The sequence below is a fragment of the Streptomyces sp. WAC00040 genome, from assembly GCF_056835925.1.
In genome coordinates, this window is the sequence record NZ_JAKQZE010000003.1 from 558357 (window position 1) to 572631 (window position 14275).

Below are 14275 nucleotides of genomic sequence, written 5' to 3' on the forward strand. Positions count from 1 at the left end.
CTGATCCTCGACAAATATGTACATAAAACTTGAGTCGGGTGTTGTCAAGGCCGTCCCTGCGGAGATACCTAAGATGGAAACTGAGGCCGCATCCGACGGGATGGAGGTGGACGACGTGATCACCGAGATGGCCGTCGAACGCGTGGAGTTCACCTGCGGCAGGTGCTGGCACGAGTGGAGCGCCGACTACGACGTCCAGCAGTACCGCGACGACCAGGGCGGGCAGTGGGAGTACTTCTCCCGTGACGGCACCCCGGTGGCCTCCCCGTACACGCCCGCGGGCGCACCGCCGTGCCCCATCTGCGGCCGCCGATGGGTGGGCCGCATCCTGGCGCGGCGGCCCGTCCCTACGCCCCCGGGGGCGGGCCAGACACCCCGATTGAAGATCACCGACTCGTCCGGGCACCGCTCGGAGCGGCACGGGGCACGCCTCCTCGGGTCGTCCGCGCACGTCCAGCCGGAGCCGCTGGGGCCGCCGGCGGAGGAAAGCAGCGGCGAGCCTCGCGTTCCACGGTGATCCGACCGGCAAGGCCCCGCCGACAGCAGTACGGCTCCGACCGAGGACACTTCACGAAGGAGGTGCAGCGCCATGGCCCGCCTTGCAGTCAGGGGCGAGGAGCTCATCGTCGAACTGACCTGGTGGGAGAAGATCACCGCACGGCACACGGACGTCCGGGTGCCGCTAGCGGCAGTGGAGAAGGTGACCGTGGAACGCGACTGGCGGCGCGCGGTGCGAGGCGAGCCCTCCCGGGGCGTGTGGATCGGCGATCTGTTGCATCTCGGTGAGCGCGACGTGTGCGAGCAGGCGGAGGTGCGGGACTTCGTCGCGATCCGCCCCCGCCGTGGCCCCGTGGCGCGCGTCGACCTCCGTCCGGCGGCGGCGCCGTTCGCCCGTCTCGCCGTCTCCGACCGCGTACCCCAGGCGACGGCGGCCACCGTACGCACGGCCGTGAGCCACCACCTGCTCGCGCCGGCCGGATCCGGTTGCGCCGACCCCGCCCCGGCACCTCGCAGACGGCCCGCCTGGCTGCCGGGCCGGTCCCCGGCACCGGCTCCCCCGGCAGGCATCTGAGCAGGACGCGATCGACGCACGGACCGCAGGGCGCGGGCGCAGCAGGCCCGGCGTCAGGAGACCGCAGCACCGGACGCACCAGACCGCCGCCGCGCCAGGCCCTGCAACGAGACAGCACCGCGGCCGGTGTTTCCGGCGGGCCTGGCGACCTGGTGATCCGGCCCGTGGGCACGACTCGGGCCCTGAGGCCCTTCGCCCAGGACCCGAGTCTTTCTGCCACCCCGTTGGGAGCTTCACTCTCGGTCGAGAGCATCGATCTCCACTACGAGCGGTGATCGCGACCGTGAGCGCTGCCCCCCCACGAGCCGTCCGCCAACGGCGTCAGGTCCGCAGTTCCTTCCGCCGACCGCCCCGGATCTCGATCTTGCGACGTCCGCCGCCCTGCGCGACCGGGATCCGCAGGCTCAGGACGCCCGCCTCGTACGTGGCCTCGATGTTGTCGGCGTCCAGGGTTTCGCCGAGAAAGAGCCGCCTGGTGAACGTCCCGGTGGGCCGCTCCCTCACCAGCACCTCGGCGTTCTCCCCGGTCACCGGCTTGCGCTCGGCCTGCACCGTCAGGACATCCCGCTCGACGTTCAGGTCGACGGAGTCCGGGTCCACGCCGGGAAGATCGAACTGCACCCGCAGCGCGTCACCCTCACGCCAGGCGTCCATCGGAAATGCCGTCGTCGGCCGCGCACCCTTGAACAGCTGCTCGGAAAGACGATCCAGCTCTCGGAACGGGTCGGAGCGCAGCAGCATCGTCATCGCCTCCTCATCGATTGCCGTCATCCGCTTCAGCTACCGACACCTTTTATATAGCGCGAGGCAATCAAGTTGACAAGACCCCACTCATGTTTGACTCCCCAGTTCACGAGCCGTCCCCGGCAGCGGCGTGAACGACCTGGCGAAACCGGACCCCCCAGCGGAACTACGCCTTGACCGCTCGCCGGGAATTCGTGATTCCTTGAACGTCGCGATCCCTCGGCGCGTACAACAGCATGAACCGGCCGGTACCAGGGCCGGACGAGACGAGGGAGCCAGCATGACCGGAACGCAGGAGACCGCCCGGACCGTGGCGCGCCGTACCGTCGTCGCCGCCGTGGGTGGTGCCGGTCTCTCCGTCGCCCTGACGGCGTGCGGGGGCTCGGACGACTCGCCGCAGTCCGTGTCGGACAAGCCTGCCGGCGAGGGTGCCTCCTCGGGAGGCGCCAACGGGGGTGGCGCGGGCGGAGGCACGGTGATCGCCAAGACCTCCGACATCCCGGAAGGCGGCGGCAAGATCGTCGGCGACGTGGTGATCACGCAGCCGGTGGCGGGTGAGTTCAAGGCCTTCTCGTCCAAGTGCACCCATCAGGGCTGCGCGGTGTCGGGCATCTCGGACGGCACCATCAACTGCCCCTGCCACAACAGCCGGTTCGACGCCGCGGACGGCAGCGTCAAGGCAGGTCCCGCGACGAAGCCGCTGCCGCCCGCCGCGATCACGGTGGAGGGTGACTCGATCAAGCTCGCGTGACGCGGCGCCGGTCTTTCCAGCAGGAGACCACCTCGTCGGTGGTGGCGATCGTCGCCACCAGTGACAGGGTGTTGCGGATCATCGCGGGGGTGTACTCGGCGGGCACTCCCGCGATGGCGTCCGCCACGACGACGGCGTCGTAGCCGAGGTTCACGGCGTCGAAGACGGCGTTGGGCACCGCCACGTTCGCGGACACCCCGGTGACGACGAGGGTGCGGCAGCCGAGGTTGCGCAGGATCGGGTCGACGTCCGTGCCGGCCAGCGGCGACAGTCCGTGGAGGCGTCGTACGACGATGTCCTCGTGCGCCACGTCGATCGGCGGGGCGATACGCACCGCCGCGGACCCGCTGTGCTGCTGGACGGGCAGACGGGCGGCTGCCCTGAAAAGCCGCGCGTTCCGGTTGGACCCTCTGCCGTCGGGCCGCTGCTCGGCGACCGCGTGCAGCACCTGCACTCCGGCGTCATGGGCGGCGGCGACCAGCCGGGCGACGTTGCGGAGGGCCCCGGAGGAGCTCGCCGCCGCGGCGAGTTCCGGCAGGGCGCTGTCCTTGCCGACGACGCCCTGCTGGCATTCGACGGTGAGGAGTGCGGTGGTGGGCGCCTCGAGCTGCTCCGCGAGCTGATGGAAGGATGACACGCGACTCCTCCTCGGTGTCCCGGCCTTTCGGCGCGGGAGGCGCGACGGTAGCCGCCGTTGCGCCCGAGGGGAAGAGCCTCCATGCTGGCCGGACAACATTTCTGACGACTCGTCAGTCACGGCTTCCGCCGTGTCAGCCGTTTCCGGGGAGGCCGCACATGACCGCCATACAGCGCCGGGGCCGTCGCATCATGATGACCCCCGCGGAGCTGGACGCGTTCCTGACCCGGCAGCGGACGTGCCGGGTGGCCACGGTGTCGCCCGACGGGCGGCCGCACGTCAGCGCGCTTTGGTTCGCCTGGGACGGCACGTCGCTGTGGCTCTACTCCCTCACCCGCAGCAGGCGCTGGGCGGAGCTGCGCCGCGATCCGCGGCTCGCCGTGGTCGTCGACGCCGGCGAGGAGTACGGCGAGCTGCGGGGCGTCGAATTGTCCGGCACGGCCGTGTTCGTGGGCGAGGCCCCACGGACCGGCGAGCACTGCCCCGAACTCGCCGTACCGGAAGCCCTGTTCGCCCGCAAGAACTTCGGGCTCGACGAGATGCCCCACGACGGCCGGCACGCCTGGCTGCGGCTCACACCGGACGCCGTCGCGTCCTGGGACTTCCGAAAGCTGTCAGCGCTCTGACTCCGCGACCGGCCCGGCGGCGGCCCGCAGCGCCTCCACCGCTGCCCTGATGGAGGGCCTGCGGTCGGCGTCGGTGCGCCACACCGCGTAGACGTGGCGGCGCATCCGCTGCCGTACCGGGACGAGCGCGACACCCTCGGGAACGGGCCCCCGGCCGAGCCGGGGCGCCACGCAGACGCCCAGCCCGGCGGCGATCAGGGCGAGCTGGGTGTGGTGTTCGCCCGCCCTGTGACCGATCCGGGGTTCGAAACCCTTGGAGCGCAGGGTGAACATCAGCCACTCGTGGCAGAACTCGCCCTCCGGCCAGGACACCCACTCGTCGTCGGCGAAGTCCTCGAGGTCGACCTCCGCGCGGTCCGCCAGCGGATGACTCGCGGGCATGGCGACATCGGGCACGTCGTCGAGCAGTTGAGCCTGCGCCAGGCCGCCGGGGACGGGAAGCCGTTTATTGCTCCAGTCGAGCACCACGGCGAGGTCGAGGTCCCCGCGGATGACCCCCCTGACACCGGCCTCCGGTTCCAACTCCGTGGAGAGCACCCGCAGTTCAGGGTGCTCGCGGCGCAGGGTGGACACCGCGGCCGGAAACAGGCCGCGGGCCGCGGTGGGGAACGCCCCGATCCTGACCTCGCCGACCGCCTGCCCTCTCTGTGCCTCGATGTCGGACTGGGCGAGCTCGACCTGGGAGAGGATGCGCGCGGCATGGTCGGCGAGGAGCCGGCCGGCGTCGGTGAGGCGCACGCCGCGCCCGTTCTTGGCCAGCAGCTGCTGCCCGACCTCCCGTTCCAGCTTCGCCATCTGCTGCGAGACGGCCGAGGTGGTGACGTGCAGCCCGTCGGCGGCGGCGCTGACGGACCCGTGCCGGGCCAGGGCGTCCAGGGTGCGCAGGCGCTCCAGGTTCAACATGTAAGCAACACTAAGGGAAGAGGTCGAGAAAATCTCGCTTGTCCTAAGAGGTGTGAGACGCGATCGTGGGGCCATGAGCAGCGCAACCACCGAGGCCGACGAGGCCCGCGCCCGCACCCTTCCCCCGGCTCCGCCCGGGACCGCCCCGGCCGGGTCAGCCCCCGTCGGCCGCCCGCCCCGCCGGGCCGTCGATTGGCGCATCCGCTTCGCGGTGCTCTCCGCCGTGTGGGGCTTCAGCTTCCTTCTCATCAAGGTGGGCACGGGGGCCTACGCGCCGTTCCAGGTCACCTTCGGCCGCCTCTTCTTCGGTACCGCGGTGCTCGCGGTCGCGATGGCTGTCCGCCGTGACCGGCTGCCGAGCGGCCTGCGCACCTGGGGTCACCTGACGGTCGCGGCCTTCCTGCTCAACGCGCTGCCGTTCTCGCTCTTCGCCTATTCCGAGCTCACGATCCCCTCGACGCTCGCCGGCATCTGCAACGCCACCTCGCCTCTGTGGGGCATGGCGCTCTCCCTCGTCGCACTGTCCGAGGACCGGCCGACCCGGCGACGCGTCGCGGGTCTCGGCATCGGGTTCCTCGGTGTCCTCACCGTTCTCGGCGCCTGGCAGGGCTTCTCGGGGCTCGACTTCTCCGGCACGGCCATGGCACTGCTCGCCTCACTGAGCTATCCGATCGGCTGGATCTATGTACGCCGCACCCTGGCGGGCTCCAGCCACTCCAACCTCTCGCTGACGGGTGCCCAGCTCGGCCTGGCGACTGTGCAACTCGCCGTCGTCACACCGCTGTTCACCACGGTGCCGGACTCGTTCCCGCTCGTTCCCCTGCTCGCGGTGATCGCGCTCGGCGTCCTCGGCACGGGGCTGGCGCTGCTCATCCAGTACGGGCTGGTGGCGGAGGTAGGGCCGACTACGGCGCAGATGGTCACGTACTTCATCCCGGTCATCGCCACCGCGGCGGGCGTGGCGCTGCTCGACGAGCACCTGGCCTGGAACACCCCGGTGGGCGCCTTGATCGTCCTGGTGGGCGCGGCACTGACGCAGAGCCGGCCGAAGCGGGCCTGAGCCGCATGGGATCCGGGGCTCATGTGAGTTCCCGTCGCCGCCCCGGAGCCGACCGAGCCCCGGGGCCACCCGGCCCCCCGAAGCGAAGCGAGGTCCCGGACCTCGGCGGCGGGCGGCCCGCTCCCCTGGGCCGCGCCGGCGCCGGGACCCTCGGCGTCGCGTACGGTCGCCGACCGCCGGCACCGCCCACCGCCCGGATCAGCCGTAGCTGCGGGCGGGCACCGGGCCGACCGCCGAGGCCACCGCGTCGGCGAGCGGCTCGATGTCCGCGGCCGTGAGGTCGGAGACGGTCAGACGGACTCCGGGCGGCGACGACATCCGAAAACGCGCCCCGGGAGCCACCGCCCACCCGGCGTGCAGCAGCCGCGCCACCGCTCCCGTCTCGTCCTGGACGGGCACCCATACGTTCATCCCGCTGCGGCCGCGCGCCTCGACACCCCGCCGGGCCAGCGCGCCGATCAGAGCGTCGCGCCGTTCACCGTAGGAGCGGGCGACGGCGGCGGGGTCGACGACGCCGGACGCCCACAGATGCGCGACGGTGTGCTGCAGCAGCCGGCTGACCCAGCCGGGTCCCAGGCCCAGCCGCCCCTGTACGCGGTCGATGGTGACAGTGTCCCCGGTGAGGACGGCGACCCTCAGATCGGGCCCGTACGCCTTGGCCGCGGAGCGCACGAACACCCAGCTGTCGGTCGGCCCCGCGAGGGGGTGCAGCGACTGGTCGACGATGGCGTGCCCGTGGTCGTCCTCGATGAGCAGAGTGCGGGGGAACCGGGCGAGCACGGCACGCAGTTCGTCCGCCCGCTCGCGGCTCAGGACCGCGCCGGTCGGGTTCTGCGCCCGGTCGGTGACGACGATCGCGCGGGCTCCCGCCCCGAGCGCCCGCTCCACCTCCCCGGGCAGTGGCCCGTCGTCGTCGAGTGCGACGGGCACCGGCTTGAGGCCGAGCGCGGAAAAGAGATCGAGCAGACTCCCCCAGCCCGGGTCCTCCACGGCGACCGCGTCGCCGGGACGCAGATGCGCGGCGAGCACCCGCTCGATGGCGTCCAGCGATCCGGAGGTGGCGGCGAGCGGCCCGGCAGGCACCCCGTCGGCGTCCATCGCAGCGCGTGCGAGGCGCGCGAACTCGGGGTCAAGCGGCGCCCTTCCGTACAGTCCGGGCTCCTCGGCGTGCCGCACCGCGGCGGCGGCGAGCGCCTCGTGCAGCGGCGGCAGAAGCGCCAGGTCCGGATTGCCCTCGCCGAGGTCGCGCACGCCAGGGGGTGCGTCGACCCGGATCGATCCGCGCACCGTACTGGCCGGGCGGGGGCGCACCCGGCTGCCCCGGCGGCCGGCGGTCTCGATCACTCCGCGTTCGCGCAGGGTCCGGTAGGCGGCCGCGACGGTGTTCGGGTTCACCCCCAGTTCTGTGGCCAACTCCCTCATCGGGGGCAGCAGTCGGCCCGGTTCAAGCTCTCCGGAGCCCACTGCCCGCTCGATGCTCGCGGCGATCTCGGATGCACGCCGCCCAACGATCCGATACTCTCCTAGCACAAAAGATATTATGCACTAGTGCAATGGAGACCGCAATGCCGGAGACCGCGGAAGCCCCGTACGAGCCGACCGACCTGACGATTCCCACCCGCTCGCGGGAGCGGGCATCGTACGACCGCGAATCGGTGCACTCGATACTCGACACGGCGTACGTCTGCCACCTCGGCTTCGTCCGCGACGGAGCCCCTGTCGTCCTGCCGACGCTTTACGCCCGCGTCGGCGAGCGGCTGTACGTCCACGGGTCGACCGGGTCGCGTCCCCTGCGGATGGCGGGCGGGGCGGACCCGGGGCTGCCCGTGTGCCTGACGGTGACGCATGTCGACGGTCTCGTCCTTGCGCGCTCCGCCTTCCACCACTCGCTCAACTACCGCTCGGTGGTGGTCCACGGGACCGCCCGGCAGGTCACCGACCCGTCGGAGAAGCGCACCGCGCTCGACGCTCTCGTGGACCATGTCGTTCCCGGCCGTTCCACCGACTCCCGCCCGGCGAACGCCAAGGAACTGGCGGCGACGGCGGTGCTCCGCCTGGATCTGGCGGAGGTGTCGGCGAAGACCCGCACGGGCGGCCCGCACGACGAGCCGGCCGATCTGGACCTTCCCTACTGGGCGGGGGTCGTCCCCGTCACCACCACCCGCGGACTGCCGGACCCGGCGCCGGACCTCTCCCCGTCGACGCCGCTCCCCGCCTACCTCTGACGCGCCGCGCCGCGCCGGTGCATGAGCCGCGGCCCTGCCGAACGGGGGTCGGCAGGGCCGCTCACCGCCGGGAGGGACCGCCTCACGCCGCGGCAGGCACCCGCCTCAGGACCGCGGCGCCCCGCGCCTCCGCCGCCGCGAGACCTGCGACCGCCGTGAGCAGCAGCAGCGTCCCCCCCACCGTGGCCGGCGTCAGGCGCTCGCCCAGCAGGGTCACCGCGACGACCGCCGCGCTCACCGGCTCCAGCAGCATGATCACGGAGACGGTCGCAGCCCTGACCACGGCCGCGCCCGCGAAGTAGAGGGCGTAGGCGAGGGCCGTCGGGACGGCCGCCACGTAGACCAGCAGTCCGATGACCCTGGCCGCCTCCGCCGTGTGCGGCAGCAGCCCCTCGCCGAGCGCCATCGGCAGCAGCCCGACGGACCCGATCGCGAACGCCCACGCTGTGGTGGACAACGAGTCACCGCCGCCTCCGCCCCGGCCGAGCCGGCGCGTCAGCAGGGTGATCGCCGCGTATCCGGCGGCCGACAGCAAGGCGAGCGCGACGCCCGTCGGCCGGACCTCCGCCCCCTCGCCGCCGAGGACAAGGACGCCGAGCCCGGCCAGCGCCCCCGCGACGGCCAGGAACCCGCCGCGGCCCAGCCGCTCGCCCATGGTGAGCCGTGCCCCCACGGCGATGAGCACAGGACCGGCGCCCAGCGTCACGACGGTTCCCACGGCGAGGCCGGTCGCCTCGACGGCCGCGAAGTAGGCGCTCTGGAAGACGGTGAGGCCGACCCCCGTGGCGAGGATGCGCAGCACCCTTTGCCGGCGCGGTTCGGCGGACGGGGCGGCCCCCCGGCGACGCCGGGCGCGCATCGCGAGGACGGGCAGCAGCAGGAGGAGCCCGCCGACGCACCGCCAGAACGACAGGGCGAGCGGCCCGAGATCGCTCACCCGGAAGACGAGCGAGGCGGCGGCGCCGGCGGTTCCCCAGGCGAACCCGGCGAAGACGAGACAGGTCAGGCCGCGGCCCACGGACATGATGGCGGGCACGCCGACAGCAGGAGTTGAGAGGGAATTCGACACGTGACTTCTCCGTATGAAGAACGGGACGGCTGATCGCTCGGCTCAGTCACGCGGGCAGCACCGACCGCTCGGGGAAGACACCCCGAGCCAGGTCCTTTGAGAACGTCCGCCCGCGCTAGGCGGCGGGCGGCGGGAGTACGGTCGAATGCATGATCGCCACCCTACGGGGCACGGTGCCCCGCGGACAACTCGCCGGCGGCGGACCCGTCGTCGGCCGCCACGGGCAGAGCCTCCGGCCCACCGGCCGCCACCGGCCCGGACGGCGGCCGGGGCGCCTGGGACTGCGCGATGAACGCCCCGAACAGGACGACCGCGCCACCGAAGATCTGCGGCGCAGAAAGGTGCTCACGCAGCAGCACCCATGCCAGCACGGTCGCGATGACCGCCTCGAGGCACGCGACGACACCGGCCACCTGAGGCGAGAGCCTGCGCACCGACACGACACCGGTGACGTACGCGAGCACGGTGGCGATCAACACGATCCACGCCAACAGCACCACTGCCGGGATCTCGGTTCCCCCCATGTCGGCGCCACCGGCGAGCAGTGACCAGTCCATGCCCCACGGCCGGGACACGACCGTCAGCACCAGGGCGCCGATGAGGAGGCCGTACGCGATCACACCCAGTGGGTCGGGGGCGTCGTCGCTGTCGCCGCCCTGGTCGGACAGGACGAAGTAGCCCACCTGACAGCAGGCGGCGCCGAGGGCGAGCAGCAGGCCGAGCACGTCGAACCGCAGCCCCGCCCACACCTCGACGACGCATGCGAGGCCCGCGACCGCCAGCACGACGCCCGCGGCGGCCGCCCTGGTCACCGGCCTGCGCTGGACGAAGCGGACCCATCCGAGCACGAGCGCGGGGGCCAGGTACTCGATGAGCAGTGCGACGCCGACAGGAATGCGGGAGATCGCGGCGAAGTAGCACGCCTGCACGCCCGCCACGGCCAGCAGACCGAAACCGGCCAGCAGCGCGGGCCTGCGCCTCAGCAGTCCTCGGTGACGCCAGGCCAGCGGGAGCATCACGAGCGCGGCGCCCGCGACCCGTAGCCACACGACATGGAGGGGGTCGAGTCCCGCCTCGATCAGCGGCTTGGCCGCGACACCCGATCCACCGAACGCGAACGCCGAGCCCAGGGCGAGTCCCAGGCCGGCGCTCCTTCCCTGAGACGCCTGCATCGGCACATCATGTCAGCAGCCGTCAGCACCGTCACCCCTGTGACACATGTCGAGACGCTTCCGGGCCGGCAACCCCGGGGCCGACCGGGCGGCGGGCCCCGCGGACACCCGTTCCGCGATCCGCGCCCCCAGCAGCGGTACGTCGACACCGGCCCTGCGCAGCACTTCGGCGGCCCGGCAGTCCCGGTCGGCCGCGAGGCGGGCCAGTACGTCGATCCCCTCGGCGCGGGTGTCCCCACGGAGCCTCGCCCTGGCCAGCGCACCCGCCAAGGCGGTCACGGCCGACGGTGACCAGCCCGGCAGGTGGGGCAGCGCGGCACCTGCCGCCCGCGCCGTATCGGGCCCCACAGTGCCGGGCGACGGCAGCCGTGGCGCACCACCCTCCCGCACGACCGGCAGTGCGCCCGAGTCCTCGACAGAGCCCTGCCAGGCGAGCCCGTAGCCGATGCTGCGCTGAACGAGGTAGCCGAGCACACGCGCCACTTGGGCGGGTGACCCGAACAAGGCCCGGACCTCTGGGCCCTGTTCCAGCAGGGAGTGGAGGAGGTGGGCGGTGTCGATCTGCCTGTCGCCGTCGCGCAGCGCCCTCCTGCGGGCACCGGCGACCACCGATGCCAGCTCCGCGGTGAGCGCGGCTTCGAGATCGGCACGGACGGGGGCGGCGGGGTGCTGCCGAGGCAGGCACGGGGCAGGGCTTCGCACGCCTTCCACCTCATCAGGCATCCGCGGCCCCGGCGTCCACGTGGGGAAGCATTCGCGCATCCCACCGGAGTTGGGCACACCCGGGCGTTTGCTCCTCCTTGCGGATGAGAAGGGGCGGGCCGTCCCTGAGTCTCCCCCTGCGGCGGCCGTGCCGGTGCCGAGCGACCGGACGCCACCTGACATGTCGTCAGTATTGAATGTTGCCGCACGTACGGCTACGGTCCGCGCACCGGAACCCGACACGAAAGGGTGGTCCCATGGCCGAAGTCACCGCGGAGGCGCGCATCGAGGCACCGGCCGCGAAGGTCTGGGCCCAGCTCACCGACTTCTCCTCGTACGGCCGCTGGAACGCCACTCACACGAGCTTCCCCGCGGGCGGCCCCGAACCGCTGGAGACGGGCGCCACCTTCGCGGAGAACATGAAGCTGATGGGCTTCCCGGCCGAAGTGACCTGGACCGTGGAGGAACTGCAGGCCGAGCGGGTGCTCGCCATCAGGGGCAAGGGACCGATGTCCGTCGTCGTGGGTACCCGCTACTCACTCACCCCGGCCGGCGGCGCGACCGATGTGCGCATCGACGGCGAGTTCACCGGCGCGGCCGTCTCGCTCATGGCCGGCAAGCTGAAGGACTCGGCGACCGCGGCGCTCAACGAGTCGCTCCGGAAGCTGGGCGGACTGGTGGCCTGACCCAGCGGCCGCGCGCGGGCCGGCCGGTCAGCCCTCCACGGACGGCGCCGGCCGCGGGCACAGCAGAAGGGCCCCGCGCCGGCGCGGGACCCTTCACGCCCGCCTCAGTGTTCGTCGGCCAGGATCAAGTAGAGCTTCTTGCGGGCCTCGTTGATCACGGCGACGGCCTTCTGCCGCTGCTCGGCGCTGCCCGACTTCCAGACCTGGCCGAACGCCTCCATCAGACCGAAGCCGGCCTGCCGGATCTCGTTGACCGTGTCCCAGTCGACACCGCGGCCGGCCTCCTCCCAGGGAGCCTCCGGCCCCGACTCGGCCTCGGCGCGCCCGGTGTCGGTCAGCGTGAACAGCTTCTTGCCGCCGTCGCTCTCGCTGACGATCAGACCCTCGTCCTCCAGCATCTGGAGGGTCGGATAGACGGACCCGGGGCTGGGCTTCCATGCCCCGCCGCTGCGCTCGTCGATCTCCTGGATCATCTCGTAACCGTGCATCGGGCGGTTCTTCAGCAGGGCCAGGATCGAGGCGCGCACATCGCCGCGCCGCGCCCTGCCCCGGCCTCCGCCACGCCCGCGTCCGCCACCGAAAGGCCCGCCGAACGGCGGTCCCCAGGGGCCGAACGCCGCGCGACGGCCCTCGTACTCACTCCAACCGTGATGGCCGGGCCCGCAGTGTCCGCGGCCACCTTCCGGCCCGTTTCCACGTGAACGCATCGCTCCGCTCCTTCCACCGTTGATCAGTCGCGATGCGTCAACGATATATCGGAAACAAGGGAACGACAAGGCCTCACCGGGCCGCCGACCTCGAATTGGCCTTGGCCTGCCGGTTCGCCGGAGCTCTACGGTCGGCCCCATGCGGATTCGAATCGTCGACGCCTTCACCGACCGTCCCTTCGCCGGCAACCCCGCCGGAGTGCTGCTGCTGGACTCCACCGGATTCCCTCCCGACACCTGGCTCCAGCACGTCGCGGCGGAGCTGAACCTCTCGGAGACCGCCTTCGCCCATCCCCTGCCCGCCGGGAGCGACGCGGACTGGGCACTGCGCTGGTTCACCCCGGCCACCGAGGTCGACATGTGCGGCCACGCCACCCTGGCCACCGCACACGTGCTGCACACCACGGGGGCGGCGAAGGGCACGGTGCGCTTCACCGCCCGTTGCGGCGACCTGCTGACGACCGCGCACGAGGACGGCACGATCACCCTCGACTTCCCGACCGCCCCACTGCGAGAGGTGACGGTCCCCGACGGCGTCGCCGAGGCGCTCGGCGCGAAGGTGCTCTCCGCCCATGACACCGGGCCCCACATCGGGGACCTGCTGGTCGAACTGGCCGACGAGCAGTCCGTGCGCGCTCTGGATCCCGATTTCACCGCCCTGGTCGCGTATTCCGAGCGCGGCATCATCGCCACCGCCGCCGCGGCGGACGCCTCCGCCGGCTACGACTTCGTCTCCCGCGGCTTCTTCCCCCAGGTCGGCATCGACGAGGACCCGGTCACCGGGAGCGCCCACACGGCACTCGCGCCCTTCTGGTCCGGGCGCCTCGGCCGCGACGAGCTGACCGGCCTCCAGGCGTCGGCCCGGTCCGGCCTGGTCCGCACCGCGCTGCGCGGCGACCGCACCCTGCTGACCGGGCACGCGGTGACCGTGGTCGACGGCGAACTGCTCACCACTTTCTGAACGCACCACGACCGAGGGGGTGCACGGCCTCCGCCCTGCACCCCCTCGGTCGCGCTGCCGGGCCGCCGTTCACGGCGTGGGAAGCCAGTCCACCTTCCCGGACAGCAGCCCGTATCCGACGAAGGCGACGATGTCGAGCAGCGCGTGCGCCGCCACCAGCGGCCCCACCCGGCCCCATCTGCGGTACAGCAGCACGAAGACCACGCCCATCACCATGTTGCCCACGAACCCGCCGATCCCCTGATACAGGTGGTACGAGCCGCGCAGCACCGAGCTCGCGACCAGCGCGGCCATCGGTGTCCAGCCGAGCTGATCGAGCCTGCGCAGCAGATACCCGACGACGATCACCTCCTCCACCACGGAGTTCTGGATCGCGGAGAGGATCAGCACCGGGTACTTCCACCAGACCTCGGGCAGCGCCTCCGGCACGACGGTGAGGTTGAAACCGGAGGCCCTCGCCACCAGATAGAAGGCCAGTCCGGCGCTGCCGATACCGGCGGCGACGAGCGCGCCACGGCCGATGTCGGACCAGGGCCGGCTCCGGTCGAAGCCGATCGAGGAGAGCCCGGCACGCTCGCGGACCAGGAGATGCGCGACGAGCACGACGGGCACCAGCGCCGTCGCGATCCCGAAGAGCTGCCAGGCCAGATCGAGCCACGGCCGCCCCGGCGCGAAGGACCCGTTGAGGGTCGCGGCCTGGTCCTTCAGCCCGCCGGGTTTCGTCAGCGATCCGATAAAGCTGATCAGCGCGGACACACCACTGGCGCCGAGCGACAGGGCGAGCACGAGCAGCATCTCCGACCGGAGGGTCCCGCGCGACACCGCCTCCCGCGGAAAGGACCCGGCCGCGTCTCCCGCCTGCGCCTGCACTACAGCCTCCAGTTGCTCCACCGCATGGGACGTCACAGCTTGCCCGACGAACCTACGGAGGTCGCAGCCAGGTCCCGCGCACGCGCCCGG

Annotated in this window: 17 protein-coding genes; 8 read left to right on the plus strand and 9 right to left on the minus strand. The window is 72.2% G+C overall.

Annotated elements, in window-relative coordinates; genetic code table 11:
* Nucleotides 1-73: 73 nt before the first annotated feature.
* Nucleotides 74-517, plus strand: a complete 444-nt coding sequence (locus MDN94_RS27995; protein ID WP_482728679.1) for a hypothetical protein — start codon at nt 74-76, stop codon at nt 515-517.
* Between the two features lie 72 nt (nt 518-589).
* Entirely contained in the window at nt 590-1072 is a 483-nt protein-coding gene (locus MDN94_RS28000; protein WP_482728680.1) for a hypothetical protein, read from the plus strand.
* 321 nt (nt 1073-1393) lie between these two features.
* Here the strand turns inward: MDN94_RS28000 and MDN94_RS28005 are convergent, their stop codons facing one another.
* Entirely contained in the window at nt 1394-1843 is a 450-nt protein-coding gene (locus tag MDN94_RS28005; RefSeq protein ID WP_482728681.1) for an Hsp20/alpha crystallin family protein, read from the minus strand.
* 253 nt (nt 1844-2096) lie between these two features.
* Here MDN94_RS28005 and MDN94_RS28010 point away from each other — a divergent pair, with 253 nt between their 5' ends.
* The gene (locus MDN94_RS28010) at nt 2097-2567 is read left to right on the plus strand and encodes a Rieske (2Fe-2S) protein (protein ID WP_482728682.1); all 471 of its coding nucleotides are present in this window, start codon (nt 2097-2099) and stop codon (nt 2565-2567) included.
* Here the strand turns inward: MDN94_RS28010 and MDN94_RS28015 are convergent.
* On the minus strand, nt 2554-3204 hold the full coding sequence (locus MDN94_RS28015; protein WP_482728683.1) for a cysteine hydrolase family protein: 651 nt from the start codon (nt 3202-3204) through the stop codon (nt 2554-2556). The two genes, MDN94_RS28010 and MDN94_RS28015, sit on opposite strands and share 14 nt — an antisense overlap.
* A gap of 158 nt (nt 3205-3362) precedes the next feature.
* Here MDN94_RS28015 and MDN94_RS28020 point away from each other — a divergent pair, with 158 nt between their 5' ends.
* The gene (locus MDN94_RS28020) at nt 3363-3830 is read left to right on the plus strand and encodes a pyridoxamine 5'-phosphate oxidase family protein (RefSeq protein ID WP_482728684.1); all 468 of its coding nucleotides are present in this window, start codon (nt 3363-3365) and stop codon (nt 3828-3830) included.
* On the opposite strand, the gene MDN94_RS28025 is transcribed toward MDN94_RS28020, so the two are convergent.
* Complete coding sequence (locus MDN94_RS28025; RefSeq protein WP_482728685.1) at nt 3819-4733, minus strand: LysR family transcriptional regulator; 915 nt, start codon at nt 4731-4733, stop codon at nt 3819-3821. The two genes, MDN94_RS28020 and MDN94_RS28025, sit on opposite strands and share 12 nt — an antisense overlap.
* 73 nt (nt 4734-4806) lie before the next feature.
* On the opposite strand from MDN94_RS28025, the gene MDN94_RS28030 reads away from it, so the two are divergent.
* Nucleotides 4807-5793 carry a DMT family transporter gene (locus MDN94_RS28030; RefSeq protein ID WP_482728686.1) on the plus strand — a complete coding sequence of 329 codons (987 nt, stop codon included), beginning with the start codon at nt 4807-4809 and terminating at the stop codon, nt 5791-5793.
* Between the two features lie 198 nt (nt 5794-5991).
* Here the strand turns inward: MDN94_RS28030 and MDN94_RS28035 are convergent, their stop codons facing one another.
* The gene (locus MDN94_RS28035; RefSeq protein WP_482728687.1) at nt 5992-7323 is read right to left on the minus strand and encodes an aminotransferase class I/II-fold pyridoxal phosphate-dependent enzyme; all 1332 of its coding nucleotides are present in this window, start codon (nt 7321-7323) and stop codon (nt 5992-5994) included.
* A gap of 23 nt (nt 7324-7346) precedes the next feature.
* On the opposite strand from MDN94_RS28035, the gene MDN94_RS28040 reads away from it, so the two are divergent.
* On the plus strand, nt 7347-8018 hold the full coding sequence (locus MDN94_RS28040) for a pyridoxamine 5'-phosphate oxidase family protein (protein WP_482728688.1): 672 nt from the start codon (nt 7347-7349) through the stop codon (nt 8016-8018).
* An 82-nt stretch (nt 8019-8100) separates the two neighbouring features.
* Here the strand turns inward: MDN94_RS28040 and MDN94_RS28045 are convergent, their stop codons facing one another.
* The 3 genes from MDN94_RS28045 to MDN94_RS28055 form a co-directional block, all read right to left on the minus strand.
* The gene (locus MDN94_RS28045) at nt 8101-9042 is read right to left on the minus strand and encodes a DMT family transporter (protein ID WP_482729099.1); all 942 of its coding nucleotides are present in this window, start codon (nt 9040-9042) and stop codon (nt 8101-8103) included.
* Nucleotides 9043-9248: 206 nt separating this feature from the next.
* Nucleotides 9249-10259, minus strand: coding sequence for an EamA family transporter (locus MDN94_RS28050; protein ID WP_482728689.1), 1011 nt, complete (start codon nt 10257-10259; stop codon nt 9249-9251).
* A gap of 12 nt (nt 10260-10271) precedes the next feature.
* Nucleotides 10272-10961 carry a serine/threonine-protein kinase gene (locus tag MDN94_RS28055; RefSeq protein WP_482728690.1) on the minus strand — a complete coding sequence of 230 codons (690 nt, stop codon included), beginning with the start codon at nt 10959-10961 and terminating at the stop codon, nt 10272-10274.
* A 257-nt stretch (nt 10962-11218) separates the two neighbouring features.
* On the opposite strand from MDN94_RS28055, the gene MDN94_RS28060 reads away from it, so the two are divergent.
* A complete protein-coding gene (locus MDN94_RS28060) occupies nt 11219-11647 on the plus strand; it encodes a type II toxin-antitoxin system Rv0910 family toxin (protein WP_482728691.1) in 429 nt (142 codons plus the stop codon).
* A 104-nt stretch (nt 11648-11751) separates the two neighbouring features.
* Here MDN94_RS28060 and MDN94_RS28065 read toward each other — a convergent pair whose 3' ends face one another.
* The gene (locus MDN94_RS28065; protein WP_482728692.1) at nt 11752-12354 is read right to left on the minus strand and encodes a PadR family transcriptional regulator; all 603 of its coding nucleotides are present in this window, start codon (nt 12352-12354) and stop codon (nt 11752-11754) included.
* A 139-nt stretch (nt 12355-12493) separates the two neighbouring features.
* Here MDN94_RS28065 and MDN94_RS28070 point away from each other — a divergent pair, with 139 nt between their 5' ends.
* Nucleotides 12494-13315: a PhzF family phenazine biosynthesis protein gene (locus MDN94_RS28070; protein WP_482728693.1), complete on the plus strand. Its 822-nt coding sequence runs from the start codon at nt 12494-12496 to the stop codon at nt 13313-13315.
* A gap of 69 nt (nt 13316-13384) precedes the next feature.
* Here the strand turns inward: MDN94_RS28070 and MDN94_RS28075 are convergent, their stop codons facing one another.
* Nucleotides 13385-14185, minus strand: coding sequence for a CPBP family intramembrane glutamic endopeptidase (locus MDN94_RS28075; RefSeq protein WP_482729100.1), 801 nt, complete (start codon nt 14183-14185; stop codon nt 13385-13387).
* Nucleotides 14186-14275 lie beyond the last annotated feature (90 nt).

Bases quoted from the DNA above. Each gene is read 5' to 3' on its own strand.
- MDN94_RS27995 (WP_482728679.1), top strand. From the start codon at position 74: ATGGAAACTGAGGCCGCATCCGACGGGATGGAGGTGGACGACGTGATC.
- MDN94_RS28000 (WP_482728680.1), top strand. From the start codon at position 590: ATGGCCCGCCTTGCAGTCAGGGGCGAGGAGCTCATCGTCGAACTGACC.
- MDN94_RS28005 (WP_482728681.1), bottom strand. From the start codon at position 1,843: ATGACGGCAATCGATGAGGAGGCGATGACGATGCTGCTGCGCTCCGAC.
- MDN94_RS28010 (WP_482728682.1), top strand. From the start codon at position 2,097: ATGACCGGAACGCAGGAGACCGCCCGGACCGTGGCGCGCCGTACCGTC.
- MDN94_RS28020 (WP_482728684.1), top strand. From the start codon at position 3,363: ATGACCGCCATACAGCGCCGGGGCCGTCGCATCATGATGACCCCCGCG.
- MDN94_RS28025 (WP_482728685.1), bottom strand. From the start codon at position 4,733: ATGTTGAACCTGGAGCGCCTGCGCACCCTGGACGCCCTGGCCCGGCAC.
- MDN94_RS28030 (WP_482728686.1), top strand. From the start codon at position 4,807: ATGAGCAGCGCAACCACCGAGGCCGACGAGGCCCGCGCCCGCACCCTT.
- MDN94_RS28040 (WP_482728688.1), top strand. From the start codon at position 7,347: ATGGAGACCGCAATGCCGGAGACCGCGGAAGCCCCGTACGAGCCGACC.
- MDN94_RS28045 (WP_482729099.1), bottom strand. From the start codon at position 9,042: ATGTCCGTGGGCCGCGGCCTGACCTGTCTCGTCTTCGCCGGGTTCGCC.
- MDN94_RS28050 (WP_482728689.1), bottom strand. From the start codon at position 10,259: ATGCAGGCGTCTCAGGGAAGGAGCGCCGGCCTGGGACTCGCCCTGGGC.
- MDN94_RS28060 (WP_482728691.1), top strand. From the start codon at position 11,219: ATGGCCGAAGTCACCGCGGAGGCGCGCATCGAGGCACCGGCCGCGAAG.
- MDN94_RS28065 (WP_482728692.1), bottom strand. From the start codon at position 12,354: ATGCGTTCACGTGGAAACGGGCCGGAAGGTGGCCGCGGACACTGCGGG.
- MDN94_RS28070 (WP_482728693.1), top strand. From the start codon at position 12,494: ATGCGGATTCGAATCGTCGACGCCTTCACCGACCGTCCCTTCGCCGGC.